This window comes from Williamsia sp. SKLECPSW1 (genome assembly GCF_054332755.1).
Genome location: NZ_JBTGLI010000001.1, coordinates 1,020,009 through 1,036,850, shown reverse-complemented (window position 1 = coordinate 1,036,850; position 16,842 = coordinate 1,020,009). Strand labels below are relative to the sequence as shown.

The following is a 16,842-nucleotide window of genomic DNA, read 5'->3' as shown; positions in this document are numbered from 1 at the left end:
GAATCCCGCGTCGGGGCGGCATGACAAGGTTGTCCTCGCAGGCGTGGTGGTCGGCGAAAGGCGAGACAGGTGGCCGTGGCGGCAGATCCCTACGGCGACGACATCGAAGCGGTCGTCGTCTCCGAGGAACAGATCGAGAGACGGACGGCGGAGCTGGCGCAGGCGATCGCCGCGCGGTACGCCGACATCCCCGACGACCTCGTGCTCATCGGCGTCCTCAAGGGCGCGATCATGTTCATGACGGACTTCGCCCGGGCGCTGCCGATCCCGTCGCAGATGGAGTTCATGGCGGTCAGCTCGTACGGATCGTCGACGTCGTCGTCCGGCGTCGTGCGGATCCTCAAAGACCTCGACCGCGACATCGCCGGCCGTGACGTGCTGATCGTCGAGGACATCGTCGACTCCGGTCTCACGCTGTCCTGGCTGCTCAAGAACCTGCGCTCACGCCAGCCGCGATCGCTCGCGGTGTGCACGTTGCTGCGCAAGCCCGACGCCGTCCGCCGTGACGTGGACATCGCCGAGGTCGGATTCGACATCCCCAACGAGTTCGTCGTCGGCTACGGACTCGACTACGCCGAGCGCTACCGCGACCTGCCCTACATCGGACGGCTGAACCCGCAGGTCTACGAACAGTGACCGAGACCGCGGTCGAGATCGCCGCCGACGTCGCCGCCGGCCGGCGGACCCCGCGCGAGGTCGTCGACGCGGCGCTCGCGCGCATCGCCGACCGTGACGGACAGGTCAACGCCTTCGTCCGGGTGCGTGCGGACGCTGCCCGCGCCGAGGCCGATGCGCTCGCCGGTCGGGACCTCACCGGTCTGCCGCTCGCGGGCGTGCCGATCGCGGTCAAGGACAACGTCCCGGTCGCCGGCGAACCGCAGCGCATCGGGTCGCAGGCCACCAGCGACCGCCCGTCGGAGCAGGACCACGCGCTCGTCGCACGTCTGCGCGCGGCGGGTGCGGTCGTCGTCGGTCTCACGGCGGTGCCCGAACTGTGTCTGTGGGGCGCCACCGACAGTCCCGGCCGCATCACCCGCAACCCGTGGAACCCGGAGCTGACGCCCGGCGGGTCGTCGGGCGGATCCGCCGCGTCGGTCGCGAGCGGTCAGGTCGTCCTCGCCCACGGCAACGACGGCCTCGGCTCCATCCGCATCCCCTCCGCCGACTGCGGACTGTTCGGGATCAAGCCCGGGTCCGGCGTGGTGCCCCCACAGACCGGCGGCAACGGCTGGTACGGGATGGCCGAGAACGGTCCACTCGCGACCACCGTCGCCGACGCCGCCGTGATGCTGGGTGTCATGGCCGACGCCCCCACGCTCGCGGCGGCCGGTCGGGACACCGGGCACGCCCCGGTCGGCGTCGTCGTCGCCGACAACTTCCCGCTCGCCGTCGGGTCGACCGACCGCCACTGGGCCGGCGCCCTCTCCGACGCCGCGGGCGCGCTCACCGAGATCGGCCACCGCGTGACCGCGTCCCCGCTGCCCTATCCGACGAACCCCGCGCCGCTGCTGTTGCGGTGGGTCGGCGGTGCCGCCGCCGACGCCGACGAGATCGCCACAGAGGGAGGCGATCTCGGTCGTCTCCAGTCGCGGACACGTCGCCACACCGCGCTCGGACGCCTGGTGAACCGCCGCGGTCTGGTCCGCGACGGACAGCGCACCGCGATCGTCGCGCGCGTCGAGGAGTATCTCGACCGCACGGGCAGCGACCTCGTGATGACGCCGATGCTCGCGCGCCCCCCGATCCGCGCGCAGGAGTGGAACCGTCGCGGCTGGTTGTCGAACATGTACGCCAACATCGGCTACGCGCCGTTCGCCGGACTGGTGAACCTGCTGCACTGGCCGGCGATGTCGGTCCCGATGGGTGTGCACCCGGAGTCGAGGACGCCGATGGCGGTGCACCTCTTCGGTCGCCCGGGATCGGAGGCGACGCTGCTGGCCGTCGCCGCCCAGCTGGAGCAGGCGCGGCCCTGGCAGCGCGTCGCCCCCGCCTACACGTGACCGGGCCGTGTGACCCGTTCGCCGACGCCGAGCGGGCCGGGGTCTATCGCGCCATCGAGAATCGGCGCGACACACGTCATTTCGCCGGGGGAGAGGTCCCCGAGGATGTCCTGGCGCGGCTGCTCGCGGCGGCGCACCACGCACCCAGCGTCGGGTTGATGCAACCGTGGCGGTTCCTGCGGATCGTCGACCCGGCTGTACGCGTGTCGATCCGCGACGTCGTCGAGGCCGAACGCGTACGGACCGCAGCCGCCCTCGGCAGTCGGGCCGAGGAGTTCGGGCGACTCAAGGTCGAGGGCATCACAGAATGCGCCGAGGTGATCGTCGTGGCGCTCGGGACGGGCCGCGACGCGCACGTCTTCGGGCGGCGCACGATGCCGCAGATGGATCTCGCGTCGGTCGCCTGTGCCATCCAGAACATGTGGCTCGCCGCACGCGCCGAGGGATACGGGATGGGCTGGGTGTCGATGTTCGATCCCGTGGAACTGGCTGCGCTGCTGGGTATCCCCGAGGCCGCGCAACCCGTCGCGGTGCTCTGCCTGGGGCCTGTCGATGCCTTCTACGAGCGGCCGATGCTCGTGGAGACCGGCTGGGCGGTGGAGCGCCCGCTGTCCGAACTCTGCGCGACGGACCGCTGGCCCGCCACCTGAGCGGCCCCTCCGTCGAGCGTGCGGTCAGACCCTTGGGATCGACTGCAGCGCAGCGATGTAGCGATCGGCGGACCGTTGGACGGCGTGCCAGGCGTCGTCGACCTGCTGATCCCAGAACGCGCTGTGCAGGACGTCGAACTCCAGGCCGGCGAGGACGTCGGCGATGCGTCGGACCTCGATCGCGGGTAGCGGCACCATGTTCGGGTAACTCCACATGAACGACACCCACCGACGATCGGCCGCCGCGAGCGGGAGGTCTCCGGAGAGCAGCGCGGCCCGACGATCGTCGGCCGCCGGGACGTGCAGTGCCGCCGCACCCGGGAAGTGGCCGCCGAGTCGATGCACCGACAGGCCGTGGTCGAGCTCGAGGACGTCGCCGTCCCAGAAGCGGATCGCGGGGTCGGGACGCATGACCCACCGCTCGTCGACGCGGGGTAGGTGGATCGGGCAGTCGAACCGACGGGCCCACTCGACCATCGTCGACCAGTAGTGCGGATGGGAGATGGCGATCCCGGCGAGACCGCCACGGTCCTCGATCGTCTCGGCGACGTCGTCGTCGAGCAGGGCGACGCAATCCCACAGGAGATTGCTGTCGCCGTAGGGGACCAGAAGAGCGCGCTGGCCGATGCCGACCTTCGGCTCGGCGCCGACACCGAGGAAGTCGCCTTGCATCCGTGTCACGGAGTGGTGGTCGCGGCGGATCTCGCTCGATGACGTCCATCGTTGGCCGCCCTCGCCCACGTACTGCCGCGGGTCGACGCAGATCGGGCACTCGACGGGCGGGTCGTCGACGGGTGCCGCGAACTGCACCGCGCACGTCACGCAGACCGCGAGATCACTCATCCGGTGTGACCCTCACGTCCGTAACCGCCCACTCGACGTCTGGAAGCGCCCACTCGACGTCTGGAAGCGCCCACTCGACGTCTGGAAGCGCCCACTCGACGTCTGGAGCCGCCCACTCGACGTCGGTGTCAGCTGCCCTGCGCGTCGAGCTTGTCGGCGACGTCCCGGGGGAAGCCGCCGGTCGCGATCGGACCCCAACGGGTGGGGGTGACGCGGATCAGCGACTTGTCCTGTGTGGCCATGGCGGCCCGGTACTCGTCCCAGTCGGGGTGCTCGCCGGAGATGGACCGGAAGTACTCGACGAGGCCGTCGGTCGACTCGGGCTGGTGCAGCACCTCCGCGGTCCCGTCCACCTGCACCCACGCGCCGTCGAAGTCGTCGGAGAGCACGCACACCGACACCTCCGGGCGACTCTCGGCGTTCTTCGTCTTCGCCCGCCCGGGATAGGTCGAGATGACGATTCGCCCCTCGCCGTCGACCCCGCCGGTCACCGGTGAGACCTGCGGCGATCCGTCCGCTCGGGTGGTCACGAGGATCAGGTGGTGTCGGCTTCGTACGAATTCGAGCAGCTCGTCGAGCTCCACGCGGTCGGTGGTCGCGATGTTCCTCGCCATGTCCCCAGCGTAAGCGGTGTCACCACCCGCCCCGGGCTCATCGGGAACGCCCGACCGCCCCCCGGCGTTGACAGGTAGCCTGACTGGTCAGGTGTACCTACTGCGAAGGGACGCGCCGGCGCCGCCCGGGGCATGTGATGAATCGAAAGACTGTTTTCCGCAACCTCGCCATCGTTGCTGTCATCGTGCTCGCCATCTGGGGATGGACGGTGCTGCGTGACGGCAACCGCGAGTACAAGAGTGTGGACACGTCCGTCGCGCTGACGCAGCTGAACACGAAGAACGTGAGCAGCGTCCAGATCGACGACCGCGAGCAGCAGCTCCGCATGGAGCTGAAGAACGAGGTCGACGGCACCACCAAGATCTCGGCCAAGTACCCGGCCCGGGCCTCGGAGTTCGTCTTCACCTCGGTCCGCGACTCGGGCGCGAAGTACCAGACCAACGTCACCCAGGAATCCGTCATCTGGCAGATCCTGATCTTCGTCCTCCCGATGCTGATCCTGTTCGGCCTCTTCTTCTTCGTGATGAGCCGGATGCAGGGCGGCGGCAAGGGCGGGGTCATGGGCTTCGGCAAGTCCAAGGCCAAGCAGCTGTCCAAGGATCACCCGAAGACCACCTTCGCCGACGTCGCCGGCTCCGACGAGGCGGTCGAGGAGCTCTACGAGATCAAGGACTTCCTGCAGAACCCGTCGCGCTACCAGGCGCTGGGTGCGAAGATCCCGCGCGGCGTCCTGCTCTACGGCCCCCCGGGCACCGGCAAGACCCTGCTGGCCCGTGCCGTGGCCGGCGAGGCGGGCGTGCCGTTCTTCACCATCTCCGGATCGGACTTCGTCGAGATGTTCGTCGGCGTCGGTGCATCCCGTGTCCGTGACCTGTTCGAGCAGGCCAAGAACAACAGCCCCTGCATCATCTTCGTCGACGAGATCGACGCCGTCGGCCGCCAGCGCGGCGCCGGTCTCGGCGGCGGCCACGACGAGCGCGAGCAGACCCTCAACCAGCTCCTCGTCGAGATGGACGGCTTCGGCGAGCGTTCCGGCGTCATCCTGATCGCGGCGACCAACCGCCCCGACATCCTCGACCCGGCGCTGCTGCGTCCCGGCCGCTTCGACCGCCAGATCCCCGTCGGCAACCCCGACATCGCGGGCCGCAAGGCGATCCTCAAGGTGCACGCCGCGGGCAAGCCGATCGACCCCGACGCCGATCTGGACGGCCTGGCGAAGCGGACCCCCGGGATGTCCGGTGCCGACCTCGCCAACGTCATCAACGAGTCGGCGCTGCTGGCCGCGCGCGAGAACCGCACGACGATCACCGCCGAACTCCTCGAGGAGTCGGTCGACCGCGTCGTCGGCGGACCGCGTCGCAAGAGCCGCATCATCAGCGAGCAGGAGAAGAAGATCGTGGCCTACCACGAGGGTGGGCACACCCTCGCCGCGTGGGCGATGCCCGATCTCGACCCGATCTACAAGGTCACCATCCTCGCCCGCGGGCGGACCGGCGGTCACGCGCTGGCCGTGCCGGAGCAGGACAAGGACCTGATGACGCGCTCGGAGATGATCGCGCGCCTGGTGATGGCCATGGGTGGACGTGCGGCGGAGGAGCTCGTGTTCCACGAGCCGACCACCGGCGCGTCCTCCGACATCGACCAGGCGACGAAGATCGCCCGCGCGATGGTCACCGAGTACGGCATGAGCGCCAAGCTCGGTGCCGTCCGCTACGGCCAGGAGCAGGGCGACCCCTTCCTCGGCCGGTCGATGGGTGCCCAGAGCGACTACTCGTCCGAGGTGGCCGCCGAGATCGACGACGAGGTCCGTCGTCTCATCGAGGCCGCGCACACCGAGGCGTGGGCCATCCTGAACGAGTACCGCGACGTCCTCGACGATCTGGCGACCCAGCTGCTCGAGCGCGAGACGCTGACCCGCAAGGACCTCGAGGTCATCTTCTCGAACGTCGAGAAGCGTCCGCGGATCACCACGTTCAACGAGTTCGGTGACCGCACGCCCAGCGACAAGCCGCCGGTGAAGACCCCGGGCGAGCTCGCCATCGAACGCGGCGAGCCGTGGCCCCCGGTGCCGGCCCCGGACCTCCGCAAGGAGCCGGTCGGTGCGCCCGGCTACGGCCAGAACGGTCACGGACAGAACGGCCAGGGTCAGAACGGCCAGGGTCAGAACGGCTACGGCGGGCCCGGCCCGAACGGGTACGGACAGAACGGCTACGGCCAGGGTCAGAACGGCTACGGCGGCCAGGGCGGTTACGGCCCCCCGAACGGCGGTCAGAACGGCCACGGCGACACCGGGTACGGCCAGAACGGCTACGGCCAGGGCGGCCCGACGCACGGTCAGCCGAACCCACCCGGCCGCGGTGACGACTACCCCGGGTACCCGCAGGGCTACCCGGCACCCGGATACGGCGGTCCCGGCTACGGGAACCCCGGACACCAGCCGCGGCCGCAACCCGTCCCGCACGAGCAGGACCCGTCGCAGGGCAACCGCCCGACCGGACCGGACTACGGCCAACCCGACGGATGGTCGGCGCCGGGGTGGCCGCCCCGCGACAACGATCCGCGCCCGCCGAACGGCACCCCGCCGTCGCGCTGGTGACCCCTCGCCGACCCCTGGCCGGGGTCGGCGTCACTTCCGCCGCTCTCGAGAAATGGGTAGGCACCTCGACGATGACCGACATCACCGACGCCCCGATCGCCGGGGAGATGACCGAGTTCGACCAGCCGCGGGCGGAGGCGGCGGTCCGTGAACTGTTGCTGGCGATGGGGGAGGACCCCGACCGCGACGGTCTGAAGGACACCCCGGCGCGGGTGGCGCGCGCCTACAAGGAGATGTTCGCCGGGCTCTGGGTCGATCCCGACGAGGTCCTCGCGACCACGTTCGACGTCGGCCACGACGAGCTGGTGCTGGTGAAGGACATCCCGATGTACTCCACCTGTGAGCACCACCTGGTGTCGTTCCACGGGGTGGCCCACGTCGGGTACATCCCCGGCGCGACGGGTCAGGTGACCGGCCTGTCGAAGTTGGCGCGCGTGGTGGACCTGTACGCCAAGCGCCCCCAGGTGCAGGAACGGTTGACCACACAGATCGCCGACGCCCTGGTGCGCAAGCTCGATCCGCGCGGGGTGATCGTCGTCATCGAGGCCGAGCACCTGTGCATGGCCATGCGGGGGATCCGCAAGCCCGGTGCCAGCACCACCACGTCGGCGGTGCGCGGCATCTTCAAGACCAACGCGATCAGCCGCGGTGAGGCTCTCGAGCTCATCGCGCGACGGACCTGACACCCGTTCTCACGCCGCCCACGCCTACCGTGGACGGCGTGTCCACCCCGGTCGACCTGACACCCGGCACCCGCACACGGGTGCTGGGTGTGCTGAACGTGACGGCCGACTCCTTCTCCGACGGTGGCCGCTACCTCGATCCCGAACTCGCCGTCGAGCACGGCCTGATGCTCGCTGCGCATGGCGCCGACCTCGTCGACGTCGGCGGTGAGTCGACGCGCCCCGGCGCGTCGCGTGTCGATCCCGACGTCGAACGCGACCGCGTCGTGCCGGTCATCCGCCGGCTGGCCGCCGAGGGGGTCGCGGTCTCCGTCGACACCATGCGCGCATCGGTCGCGGCGGCGGCCGTGGAGGCCGGCGCCGTCGTCGTCAACGACGTGTCGGGTGGACGAGCCGACCCCGACATGGCGACGGTGGCCGCCGAGACCGGTGTCCCGTGGATCCTCATGCACTGGCGCCCCACCGTCGACACCTCCGGTGCCCCGCGCTTCGCCCACCGCGTCGACGACATCGGCGGATACCGCGACGTCGTCGCCCAGGTGAGTGCCGAACTGCTCGCCCAGGTCGACGCCGCGGTCGCCGCCGGGGTCAGCCCCGATCGGCTCGTGCTGGACCCGGGTCTCGGGTTCGCCAAGGCCGCCGAACACAACTGGGCGCTGCTGCATGCGCTGCCCACACTCGTCGGGCTCGGGTACCCGATCCTCGTCGGGGCGTCGCGCAAACGGTTCCTCGGCGCCCTGCTCGGCGGTGACGGCGACCCCCGACCACCCGACGGACGTGAGGTCGCCACCGCCGCGGTCAGCGCGCTCGCCGCCGCGCACGGGGCGTGGGGTGTGCGGGTGCACGACGTCGTCGCCGGTCGCGACGCCGTCGCGGTCGCGACGGCATGGACATCCGGCGGGAGAAGGGGATCGGTCGATGACTGACCGCATCGAACTGCGCGGCCTGGTGGTCCGCGGCAACCACGGCGTCTTCGACCACGAGAAGCGCGACGGACAGGGCTTCGTCGTCGACCTGATCCTCTGGCTCGATCTCAGCGGAGCCGCGGCGTCCGACGACCTCGCCGACACCGTCGACTACGGCGGGCTCGCGCAGCGTGCCCACGACATCGTCGCCGGTCCGTCGCGCGACCTCATCGAGACGGTCGGGGCCGAGATCGCCGACGATGTCATGACCGACGACCGGGTCGCCGCGTGCGAGGTGACCGTGCACAAGCCGTCGGCACCCATCCCGCTGACCTTCGCCGACGTGGCCGTCGTGACGCGCAGGTCGCGCAAGCCGGGCCGGACGTCGTGAGTCGGACATCGTGAGCCGGGCCGTCCTGTCGATCGGCGCGAACATCGGTGACACCGTCACGACGCTGCTCGGTGTCCGCGAGCACTTCGCCGACCGGGTCGTCGCGGCGTCCGCGATCCATGCGACGCCGCCGTGGGGCCCGGTCGCGCAGGACGACTTCGACAACGCCGTGCTCGTCGTCGAGGATCCCGCCGCATCGCCCCGCGACTGGCTCGAGGAGGGATTCGCGTGCGAGCGTGCGGCCGATCGGCGCCGTGAGGTGCGCTGGGGTCCACGAACTCTCGACGTCGACGTCGTGTCGGTGAGTGTCGACGGGCGCGTCGTCGTGGACGACGATCCCGAACTGACCCTTCCGCACCCGCGCGCCGCCGTCCGCGCGTTCGTCCTGATCCCGTGGCTCGACGCCGACCCGGCCGCCGTGCTGTGGACATCCGCCGGCGAGCGTCGGGTCGACGACCTGGTTGCGGCACTCCCCGCCGACGAGCGCTCCGGTGTCCGCCGACGTGACGTCGCGGGATGGACCGTCCTCCCGGAGGCCCTCCGATGACCACCGGTGACCCGCGTCGGCGTCCGCCCGACGATCCCGATCAGCCGGGCCTCAAGCCCACCCGGATCCGGGATCTGTTCGGCGTCGCCGTGGTGACCGGCGTCGTGGTCTGGCTGTTGGTGCGCGTCAGCTACGGCCAGCTCCCCCCGCTCCCGCTGCTCGCCGGACTCGTCCTCTACGTCCTCGCTCTCCTCGAGGCCGTCATCGCGGTGATCGTGCGCTCGCGGGTGTCGAGCTCACAGGTGGGTCGGGCATCGGGTCAGCTGCACCCGCTGACCGCGGCGCGGGTCCTCGCGTTGGCGAAGGCGTCGGCGTTGCTGGGTGCTCTCGCGGTCGGGGTCTGGGCCGGGATGGGTCTGTACCTGCTGTCGCTGTCGGAGTCCTCGGCAGCCGACCACGACCGGCCCGCCGCGATCGTCGGCCTCATCGGCGGCGTGCTCCTCGCCGCGGCCGCGGTGTGGCTCGAATATTGCTGTCGCACACCGGACGACCCCGAGGACGCCGCGAACGCGTCGCCGTCGGGGACGTGACCGGTCCCGCGACGCCGCGTCACCACGGCCCGACACCACCCGCGGGCTCGCACGTACCGGGCCCCGACGCCAGTAGGGTGGCCCGCATGACAGGGACGGGCGGTCGCTCCGCAGGCGCGCGCGGCTCGCGGCGCAGTCCCGCCCAGTGGCTCCTCGGCCTGCTGCTCCTGCTGGCCATCGGTGCGTCCATCGCCATGATCTTCTCCACCGATCGCAGCGTCGTCGCGTCCCTCGCGGTGATCGCCGCGCTGTGGGCCGCGGTCATCGGTGCCATCCTCGTCACCAAGTTCCGCCGCCAGGCCGACTCCGCCGAGGCCAAGACCCGCGACCTGCGGGTGGTCTACGAGCTGCAGCTCGAGCGGGAGATCGCCGCGCGCAGACAGTACGAACTCGGTGTCGAGGCGCAGATCCGTCGCGAGGTGCGTGCCGAGTCGTCCGAGGAGCTGCGGGCACTGCAGGAGCAGGTCGCGTCGCTGCGTGCCAGCGTCGAGGCCCTCGTGGGCGAACTGCCCGACCCGCGCACCGCGCTGGAGGCCGAGCGGCGTCACGCGCTGGGCCCCGTCGACGATTCGGCGCTCTCGGACGGCGCGGCCGCCGAACGCGATTTCGCGCGCACCGCACCGGAACCCGACGCGGTGCCCACCGCGCCGCCGCACGCCCGGACCGAGGTCATCGGTGTCGTCGACGACGCCGACGACCGGCCGCAGTTCGTCGACGAGACACCCACCGACGAGTGGGCGACCACCCCCGCCCAGGAGCCTGCCGCCGCGTCCACGTCGTCGGCTCCACCCGCCACCGCCGCCGCGGAGCCGACCGATGTTCCGGACGCCGGCCGGCCGCAGACCGAGCCCGCACAGGGTGGAGGACGCCACGGGCGCCCCGCCACGACGCAGCCCGCCGAGCCCGCCGTCACCCAGGCCTCGGCCGAGTCCGCGGCCTCGTCGGCGCAGACCGAGCCCGCCGAGGACGAGGCGATCGACGACGCGACCCCGGCGTGGACGACGTCGGTCGACGCACCCGCCCGGCGGGACCGTCACCGTGCCCGCGAGGCCGACAGCGGCGCACACAGCAACGGACGCTCCGTCGCCGAACTCATGGACTCCCTCCGCACCGCCGGCGGAGGACGCCGGCGTCGTCGCGAGGACTGACCCGCGGTCGCTCACCCGGTGGTCTCCCGGGTGAACCCGGTCACTCCCCGTTCCACCGAGTCGATCGCAGCGCCTATCCTCGACTGCAGAACACGTCCGGTACCCGCCACGCGGGACCGGAACGCTGCATGGGAGGACATCGGTGACCTCATCGGGCATCTCGAACTGGCCCGCGCCTGCTCGTCTGACGGTCGGCGTGGTCTCTGCCGGTCGGGTGGGATCCACGGTGGGGGCCGCCCTCGAGGCCGCGGGACATGTCGTCGGAGGCGTGGTGGCGCGCTCGGACCACTCGCGTGCGCGTGCCGCACGACTCCTGCCGGACTCGCAGATCCTCGATCTCCCCGACGTGGTGTCCCGCAGTGAACTGCTCGTCATCGCGGTCCCGGACGCGGAACTCCAGCAGGTCGTCGCCGACATCGCCGCCTCCGGCACCCTGAAGCCGGGGACGCTCGTCGCCCACACGGCCGGAGCCCACGGGATCGGCATCCTGCACCCGCTCGCCGCCCTGGGGGCCACGACGCTGGCGATGCACCCCGCGATGACCTTCGTCGACTCCGACGACGACGTCCGACGTCTGCACACCGCGTGCTTCGGCGTCACCGCCGCCGACGAGATCGGGTACGCGGTCGCGTCCGCGCTGGTCCTCGAGATGGGCGGGGAGCCGGTACGGGTCCGCGAGGAGGCCCGCACCCTCTACCACGCATCCCTGGCACACGGGGCCAATCACCTCGTCGCGCTGATCTCCGACGCCCTCGAGGGTCTGCGCATCGCCCTGGCGGGACAGGAACTCCCTGGGCAGGATCTCGTCGACGCCCGCCCGGGTGGTCTGCCCGCCCGGGTGCTGGGTCCGCTCGTCACCGCGGCCCTGCAGAACACGCTCGAACTCGGGCCTGCCGCACTCACCGGACCCGTCGCGCGCGGTGACGCCGACGCCGTCGCCCGCCACCTCGCAGCGCTCGACGAGGCCGACCCCGACCTCGCCGGCGCCTATCGCGCGATGGCTGCCCGCGCCGCCCACCATGCCGACGCCCCGGCCGCGGTGCGTGCGGTCCTCGACACCGATCACCTCGGAGGCTCACGATGACCGCGCCCGCGCGCCCCTACACACCGGGATCGCTGACGGTGCACCGCGATCCGGCGACGCTGGCGCAGGTGTCGCGCGCGCTGCGGGCGACCGGCAAGCGCGTCGTGCTGGTCCCGACGATGGGTGCGCTGCACGCCGGGCACCGCGAACTGATCCGAGCGTCCCGCGCCCAGGGGCCGACGGTCGTCATCGTGTCGATCTTCGTCAACCCGTTGCAGTTCGGCGCGAACGAGGATCTCGACGCCTACCCGCGCACCCTCGACGCCGACCGCGCGATCTGCGAGGAGGCCGGCGTCGAGCTGCTCTTCACGCCCACCGTCGCCGACATGTACCCGGCCGGGCGGCGGACCACCGTCCATCCCGGGCCGCTGGGCGACGAGCTCGAAGGTGCTTCACGGCCAGGGCATTTCGCGGGGATGCTGACCGTGGTGGCGAAGTTGCTCACCATCGCGGGCCCGCACGCCGCGTTCTTCGGGGAGAAGGACTACCAGCAGCTCGTGCTGGTGCGCCAGATGGTCACCGACCTGAACCTCGGCGTCGACATCGTGGGCGTGCCGACGGTGCGCGAGCCCGACGGTCTCGCGCTCTCCAGCCGCAACACCTATCTGAGCCCGGCGCAGCGTGATTCGGCGACGGTGCTCTCGGCCGCCCTCGTCGCCGGTGCCCACGCCGCGGCCGGCGGCGCCGACGTCATCGTCGACACCGCCCGGCAGGTGCTCGCCACCCACCCGGAGATGGAGGTCGACTACCTCGAGGTCCGCGGGCCCGATCTCGGGCCACCGCCGCAGCAGGGCGACGGCCGACTCCTCGTCGCCGCCCGCGTGGGCTCCACCCGCCTGATCGACAACGTGGGTGTCGCCGTCGGTACCGGCTTCCTCGCCCGCGGCACCACCCCGGACCCCGTCTCCTGACCGCCTCCCCGATCCGAGAGGACACCCCATGCTCCGCACCATGATGACGTCGAAGATCCACCGCGCCACGGTCACCCAGGCCGACCTGCACTACGTCGGCTCGGTCACCGTCGACGCCGATCTGCTCGACGCGGCGGGCCTGCTCGAGGGCGAGCAGGTGACCATCGTCGACATCGACAACGGCGCCCGCCTCGTCACCTACGCCATCGCCGGCCCGCGCGGCAGCGGTGTCATCGGCATCAACGGTGCCGCAGCCCATCTCGTACATCCCGGTGATCTGGTGATCATCATCGCCTACGGGGTGCTCAGCCCCGAGGAGGTCGCCGAGTACGCACCGAAGGTGGTCTTCGTCGACGCCGCCAACCGCGTCGTCGACCTCGGGTCCGACGCCGCGCACGTGCCGGACGGGTCGGACTTGCTCGACCCGAGGGTGCTGGACCACTCGCTGCTCACCGACGCCACCCGCTGAGATGCTGCTGGTCCTCGACGTCGGCAACACCAACATCCACCTCGGGGTGTTCGCCGGCCGGGGCGACCACGCGACCCTGGTGCGCGACTGGCGGATCCGGACCGAACCGCGGATGACCGCCGACGAGCTCGCCCTCACACTCGAGGGTCTGCTCGGCGACGACACCGACCGCATCGTGTCCGTGGCCGCGCTCTCGACGGTGCCGTCACTGTTGCGGGAGATGCGCGTGATGATCCCGAAGTACTTCGGCGCGGGCCCGCACGTGCTCTTCGAACCGGGTCTGCGGACCGGTGTCCCGCTGCTCGTCGACAACCCGCGTGAGGTCGGCACCGACCGCGTCGCCAACGCCCTCGCCGCACGCGAGACCTACGGGACCGCCTGCATCGTGGTCGATTTCGGTACCACGACGCTCGTCGACGTCGTGTCGGCCAAGGGTGAGTTCCTGGGTGGGGCGATCGCACCGGGAATCGACATCGCCGTCGACGCGCTCGCCCAGCGGACCGTGACGCTGCGGACCGTCGAACTGCTGCCCCCGCGCAGTGTCGTCGGGAAGAACACGGTCGAGGCCCTGCAGTCCGGCATCCTCTACGGATTCGCCGGGCAGGTCGACGGACTGGTGACCCGTGTCCGTCGCGAGGTGCCCGGGTTCGCCGACTCCGACGACGTCACCGTCGTCGCCACCGGCTTCCTCGCCCCGCTGGTGTTCGACGAGTGCCGCACCCTCGACATCGCCCACCCGTACCTCACGCTGGAAGGTCTGCGGCTGGTGTTCGAACGCCAGCAGGAGGTGCGGAGGAAGCGGGAGAACGCCGATGGCGTGCGCCGGGCGGCTGTGTCAGACTGAGCGGCGTGACGATGCGCTGTCGTGAGTGTTGCCGGGCCTGACGGCCCCACCTCACCCTGCCCGCATCACCTCTCGAGGACTCCTCCCATGCCCGACGTGGCTCTGCGTTCCCGCTCCCTGTCGACCTCCCTGCGCACACACCCGCTCACCCCTGGGCGTACGCACCCGATCACCTCGGCGCGCCGCATCCGGCTCGGTCTCGCCGTCGCCGACCTCGATGCCGCCCTCGCCGACGGCCACCGTCTCGTCGACGTCCGTGACCAGCGTGATCGCGACCTCGACGGCGTCGTCTCGGGGGCCGTCGCCCTCGACCCCGCGGTCGCCGTCGCCCGCCTGACCCCCGGCACGTCGGACTCGCTGCGGTTCGCGCAGGCGACGTCGCGGTGGGTGCTCGTCGGCACCGACGGTCACGACGCGGAGTGGCTCACCTGGCATCTCCACGCCGCGGGCGTCGTCGGGGCGCGCTTCCTCCTCGGTGGTGCGCGCACGCTGCGGTCCCGGACGGTGCTGCCCGTCACCGAGTCGCAGCGGCGTGAGGTGGCCGCGATCGTCGCGCACTGAGCGCGACGATCGTCCGCACGGCGCGACGACCGGGGCCGACCGGCGGGGACGATAGGGTCGTCCGGTGAGCGAGACCGCCCCGACCCCCGAGACCGACCACCTGCCCGAACAGCTGCGCATCCGTCGGGAGAAGCGTGCACGGATCATCGCCGAGGGCGGTCAGGCCTACCCCGTCGCCGTCGACCGCACCCACACCCTCGCCGCCGTCCGCGCCGCCTACACCGACCTGGAGACCGACACCGCGACCGGCGATCACGTCGGCGTCGCGGGACGGGTCATCTTCCTGCGCAACAAGGGCAAGCTCTGCTTCTCGACGATCCAGGAGGGCGACGGGACACAACTGCAGGTGATGATCAGCCTCAACGGTGTCGGCGAGGACCGCCTCGCCGCGTGGAAGGCAGACGTCGACCTCGGTGACTTCGTGTTCGTCCACGGCGAGGTGATCACCTCGCGTACCGGGGAGCTGAGCGTCATGGCCGACGCGTGGCAGATGGCGTCGAAGTCGCTGCGCCCGCTGCCTGTCGCGCACAAGGACCTCAGCGAGGAGACGCGCGTCCGGCAGCGTTACGTCGACCTGGTGCTCAACCCGGCCGCCCGCGAGACCGCCCGCACCCGCATCGCCGTCGTCCGCGCGGTCCGCGACATCCTCACCGAGCAGGACTTCGTCGAGGTGGAGACGCCGATGCTGCAGACGCAGCACGGCGGGGCGGCCGCGCGGCCGTTCGTGACCCACTCGAACGCGCTCGACATCGACCTCTATCTGCGGATCGCGCCGGAACTGTTCCTCAAGCGCGCCGTCGTCGGTGGCATCGACCGGGTCTTCGAGATCAACCGCAACTTCCGCAACGAGGGCATCGACTCCACCCACTCGCCGGAGTTCGCGATGCTCGAGACCTACCAGGCCTACGGCACCTACGACGACTCCGCCCGCATGACCCGCGAACTCGTGCAGGAGGTGTCGCGGCGCGCGCTGGGCACGCTCACCCCGACCTTGGCCGACGGCACCACCTACGACCTGTCGGGGGAGTGGCGGAGCATCTCGATGTACCCGTCGCTGTCGGAGGCCGCGGGTGCGGAGATCACCCCGCAGACCTCCGTCGAGGACCTCCGACGTCTCGCCGACCGCGTCGACCTGTCGGTGCCCACCGACAAGGGGTACGGCCACGGGAAACTCGTCGAGGAACTCTGGGAACACCTCGTGGGTTCGCACATCGTCGAACCGTTCTTCGTGCGTGATTTCCCGGTCGAGACATCGCCGTTGACCCGTGATCACCGGTCCATTCCGGGTGTGGTCGAGAAATGGGACCTCTATGTCCGCGGATTCGAACTCGCGACGGGATATTCGGAGTTGATCGACCCGGTCGTCCAACGCGAGCGATTCGTCGACCAAGCGCGTCTCGCCCGCGCCGGCGACGACGAGGCGATGGTGCTCGACGAGGAATTCCTCACCGCCATGGAACACGGCATGCCCCCGACCACGGGAACCGGCATGGGGGTGGATCGGCTGCTCATGGCGCTGACGGGTCTCGGGATCCGGGACACGATTCTCTTCCCGTTCGTCAAACCGTCCGACTGATCGGACGAGAGATCATGAATTCTCCGCAAGAATTGTCGACGAAGTCGGTTCTGGTTACCATCTGAATTCGATCGGGGGGTCGGTGGGGGCTCCGCATTCGAATCCCCGACTTCATCGGTTCGGGATGTCAGTGGGGAATTCGGGATGGCGAAAAAGGTGACGGTCACACTCGTCGACGATGTCGACACGAGCAGGTCGGCGGACGAGACGGTCTCCTTCGCGATCGACGGGGTCACCTACGAGATAGACCTGTCCCGCTCCAACGCCGAACGACTCCGCTCGGAGCTGCAGACCTGGGTGGAGCATGCCCGCCAGGTCGAGGGCGTACCCCGGGTCGCCGGGGCGGCGCGCGCCGATCCGGGTACCGCCGCCGCCATCCGTGACTGGGCCCGTCGGAACGGGATCGGGGTGTCCAGCCGCGGTCGCGTGGCCGGTGAGGTCGTCGACCTCTACAACGCCGCCCACTGAGCCGTCCCGCCGGTGTCGGGG

The 16,842-nt window shown here is 70.9% G+C and carries 19 protein-coding genes; 17 read left to right on the top strand and 2 right to left on the bottom strand.

Translation table 11 applies throughout. The features are described from left to right. The first annotated feature begins 75 nt into the window (after positions 1 to 75). From hpt to bluB, 3 genes are read left to right on the top strand one after another with little or no spacing between them, the layout of a single operon-like run. Positions 76 to 636, top strand: a complete 561-nt coding sequence (hpt, locus tag ACXVUM_RS04665) for a hypoxanthine phosphoribosyltransferase (protein WP_458520676.1) — start codon at positions 76 to 78, stop codon at positions 634 to 636. Next, positions 633 to 2,000 (top strand): amidase, encoded by a 1,368-nt coding sequence (locus ACXVUM_RS04660; protein ID WP_458520675.1) that lies wholly within the window; start codon positions 633 to 635, stop codon positions 1,998 to 2,000. The genes hpt and ACXVUM_RS04660 overlap by 4 nt, the downstream gene beginning before the upstream one ends. Then, entirely contained in the window at positions 1,997 to 2,650 is a 654-nt protein-coding gene (gene bluB, locus ACXVUM_RS04655; protein ID WP_458520674.1) for a 5,6-dimethylbenzimidazole synthase, read from the top strand. Before ACXVUM_RS04660 ends, bluB begins: the two co-directional genes overlap by 4 nt. Before the next feature lie 24 nt (positions 2,651 to 2,674). On the opposite strand, the gene ACXVUM_RS04650 is transcribed toward bluB, so the two are convergent. Both ACXVUM_RS04650 and ACXVUM_RS04645 read right to left on the bottom strand, forming a co-directional pair. Then, positions 2,675 to 3,493, bottom strand: coding sequence for a hypothetical protein (locus ACXVUM_RS04650; RefSeq protein ID WP_458520673.1), 819 nt, complete (start codon positions 3,491 to 3,493; stop codon positions 2,675 to 2,677). A 128-nt stretch (positions 3,494 to 3,621) separates the two neighbouring features. After that, positions 3,622 to 4,107, bottom strand: a complete 486-nt coding sequence (locus ACXVUM_RS04645; protein ID WP_458520672.1) for a PPOX class F420-dependent oxidoreductase — start codon at positions 4,105 to 4,107, stop codon at positions 3,622 to 3,624. Positions 4,108 to 4,244: 137 nt separating this feature from the next. On the opposite strand from ACXVUM_RS04645, the gene ftsH reads away from it, so the two are divergent. The 14 genes from ftsH (at position 4,245) to ACXVUM_RS04575 (ending at position 16,821) form a co-directional block, all read left to right on the top strand. After that, positions 4,245 to 6,704 (top strand): ATP-dependent zinc metalloprotease FtsH, encoded by a 2,460-nt coding sequence (gene ftsH / locus ACXVUM_RS04640; protein WP_458520671.1) that lies wholly within the window; start codon positions 4,245 to 4,247, stop codon positions 6,702 to 6,704. Between the two features lie 71 nt (positions 6,705 to 6,775). Then, positions 6,776 to 7,387, top strand: coding sequence for a GTP cyclohydrolase I FolE (gene folE / locus ACXVUM_RS04635; protein ID WP_458520670.1), 612 nt, complete (start codon positions 6,776 to 6,778; stop codon positions 7,385 to 7,387). Between the two features lie 38 nt (positions 7,388 to 7,425). Continuing rightward, positions 7,426 to 8,313, top strand: coding sequence for a dihydropteroate synthase (gene folP / locus ACXVUM_RS04630; RefSeq protein ID WP_458520669.1), 888 nt, complete (start codon positions 7,426 to 7,428; stop codon positions 8,311 to 8,313). After that, a complete protein-coding gene (folB, locus tag ACXVUM_RS04625; RefSeq protein WP_458520668.1) occupies positions 8,306 to 8,683 on the top strand; it encodes a dihydroneopterin aldolase in 378 nt (125 codons plus the stop codon). The genes folP and folB overlap by 8 nt, the downstream gene beginning before the upstream one ends. A 10-nt stretch (positions 8,684 to 8,693) precedes the next feature. Continuing rightward, a complete protein-coding gene (folK, locus tag ACXVUM_RS04620; protein ID WP_458520667.1) occupies positions 8,694 to 9,230 on the top strand; it encodes a 2-amino-4-hydroxy-6-hydroxymethyldihydropteridine diphosphokinase in 537 nt (178 codons plus the stop codon). Further along, positions 9,227 to 9,760: a DUF3180 domain-containing protein gene (locus ACXVUM_RS04615; protein ID WP_458520666.1), complete on the top strand. Its 534-nt coding sequence runs from the start codon at positions 9,227 to 9,229 to the stop codon at positions 9,758 to 9,760. The genes folK and ACXVUM_RS04615 overlap by 4 nt, the downstream gene beginning before the upstream one ends. An 86-nt stretch (positions 9,761 to 9,846) precedes the next feature. Continuing rightward, positions 9,847 to 10,908, top strand: coding sequence for a DUF6779 domain-containing protein (locus ACXVUM_RS04610; RefSeq protein ID WP_458520665.1), 1,062 nt, complete (start codon positions 9,847 to 9,849; stop codon positions 10,906 to 10,908). Between the two features lie 142 nt (positions 10,909 to 11,050). Beyond that, positions 11,051 to 11,992, top strand: a complete 942-nt coding sequence (locus tag ACXVUM_RS04605) for a Rossmann-like and DUF2520 domain-containing protein (protein ID WP_458520664.1) — start codon at positions 11,051 to 11,053, stop codon at positions 11,990 to 11,992. Continuing rightward, positions 11,989 to 12,903, top strand: a complete 915-nt coding sequence (gene panC / locus ACXVUM_RS04600) for a pantoate--beta-alanine ligase (protein ID WP_458520663.1) — start codon at positions 11,989 to 11,991, stop codon at positions 12,901 to 12,903. Before ACXVUM_RS04605 ends, panC begins: the two co-directional genes overlap by 4 nt. A gap of 28 nt (positions 12,904 to 12,931) precedes the next feature. Continuing rightward, the gene (gene panD / locus ACXVUM_RS04595; protein WP_458520662.1) at positions 12,932 to 13,372 is read left to right on the top strand and encodes an aspartate 1-decarboxylase; all 441 of its coding nucleotides are present in this window, start codon (positions 12,932 to 12,934) and stop codon (positions 13,370 to 13,372) included. A 1-nt stretch (position 13,373) separates the two neighbouring features. Continuing rightward, positions 13,374 to 14,216, top strand: a complete 843-nt coding sequence (locus ACXVUM_RS04590; protein ID WP_458520661.1) for a type III pantothenate kinase — start codon at positions 13,374 to 13,376, stop codon at positions 14,214 to 14,216. An 87-nt stretch (positions 14,217 to 14,303) separates the two neighbouring features. Then, on the top strand, positions 14,304 to 14,777 hold the full coding sequence (locus ACXVUM_RS04585) for a rhodanese-like domain-containing protein (RefSeq protein WP_458520660.1): 474 nt from the start codon (positions 14,304 to 14,306) through the stop codon (positions 14,775 to 14,777). A 64-nt stretch (positions 14,778 to 14,841) separates the two neighbouring features. Then, the gene (gene lysS, locus ACXVUM_RS04580; protein WP_458520659.1) at positions 14,842 to 16,353 is read left to right on the top strand and encodes a lysine--tRNA ligase; all 1,512 of its coding nucleotides are present in this window, start codon (positions 14,842 to 14,844) and stop codon (positions 16,351 to 16,353) included. A gap of 144 nt (positions 16,354 to 16,497) precedes the next feature. Beyond that, positions 16,498 to 16,821 carry a histone-like nucleoid-structuring protein Lsr2 gene (locus tag ACXVUM_RS04575; RefSeq protein WP_458520658.1) on the top strand — a complete coding sequence of 108 codons (324 nt, stop codon included), beginning with the start codon at positions 16,498 to 16,500 and terminating at the stop codon, positions 16,819 to 16,821. Positions 16,822 to 16,842: the final 21 nt, after the last annotated feature.

Bases quoted from the DNA above. Each gene is read 5' to 3' on its own strand.
- ACXVUM_RS04610 (WP_458520665.1), top strand. From the start codon at position 9,847: ATGACAGGGACGGGCGGTCGCTCCGCAGGCGCGCGCGGCTCGCGGCGC.
- ACXVUM_RS04615 (WP_458520666.1), top strand. From the start codon at position 9,227: ATGACCACCGGTGACCCGCGTCGGCGTCCGCCCGACGATCCCGATCAG.
- ACXVUM_RS04650 (WP_458520673.1), bottom strand. From the start codon at position 3,493: ATGAGTGATCTCGCGGTCTGCGTGACGTGCGCGGTGCAGTTCGCGGCA.
- ACXVUM_RS04575 (WP_458520658.1), top strand. From the start codon at position 16,498: ATGGCGAAAAAGGTGACGGTCACACTCGTCGACGATGTCGACACGAGC.
- ftsH (WP_458520671.1), top strand. From the start codon at position 4,245: ATGAATCGAAAGACTGTTTTCCGCAACCTCGCCATCGTTGCTGTCATC.
- ACXVUM_RS04645 (WP_458520672.1), bottom strand. From the start codon at position 4,107: ATGGCGAGGAACATCGCGACCACCGACCGCGTGGAGCTCGACGAGCTG.
- ACXVUM_RS04590 (WP_458520661.1), top strand. From the start codon at position 13,374: ATGCTGCTGGTCCTCGACGTCGGCAACACCAACATCCACCTCGGGGTG.
- panC (WP_458520663.1), top strand. From the start codon at position 11,989: ATGACCGCGCCCGCGCGCCCCTACACACCGGGATCGCTGACGGTGCAC.
- ACXVUM_RS04585 (WP_458520660.1), top strand. From the start codon at position 14,304: ATGCCCGACGTGGCTCTGCGTTCCCGCTCCCTGTCGACCTCCCTGCGC.
- panD (WP_458520662.1), top strand. From the start codon at position 12,932: ATGCTCCGCACCATGATGACGTCGAAGATCCACCGCGCCACGGTCACC.
- folE (WP_458520670.1), top strand. From the start codon at position 6,776: ATGACCGACATCACCGACGCCCCGATCGCCGGGGAGATGACCGAGTTC.
- folB (WP_458520668.1), top strand. From the start codon at position 8,306: ATGACTGACCGCATCGAACTGCGCGGCCTGGTGGTCCGCGGCAACCAC.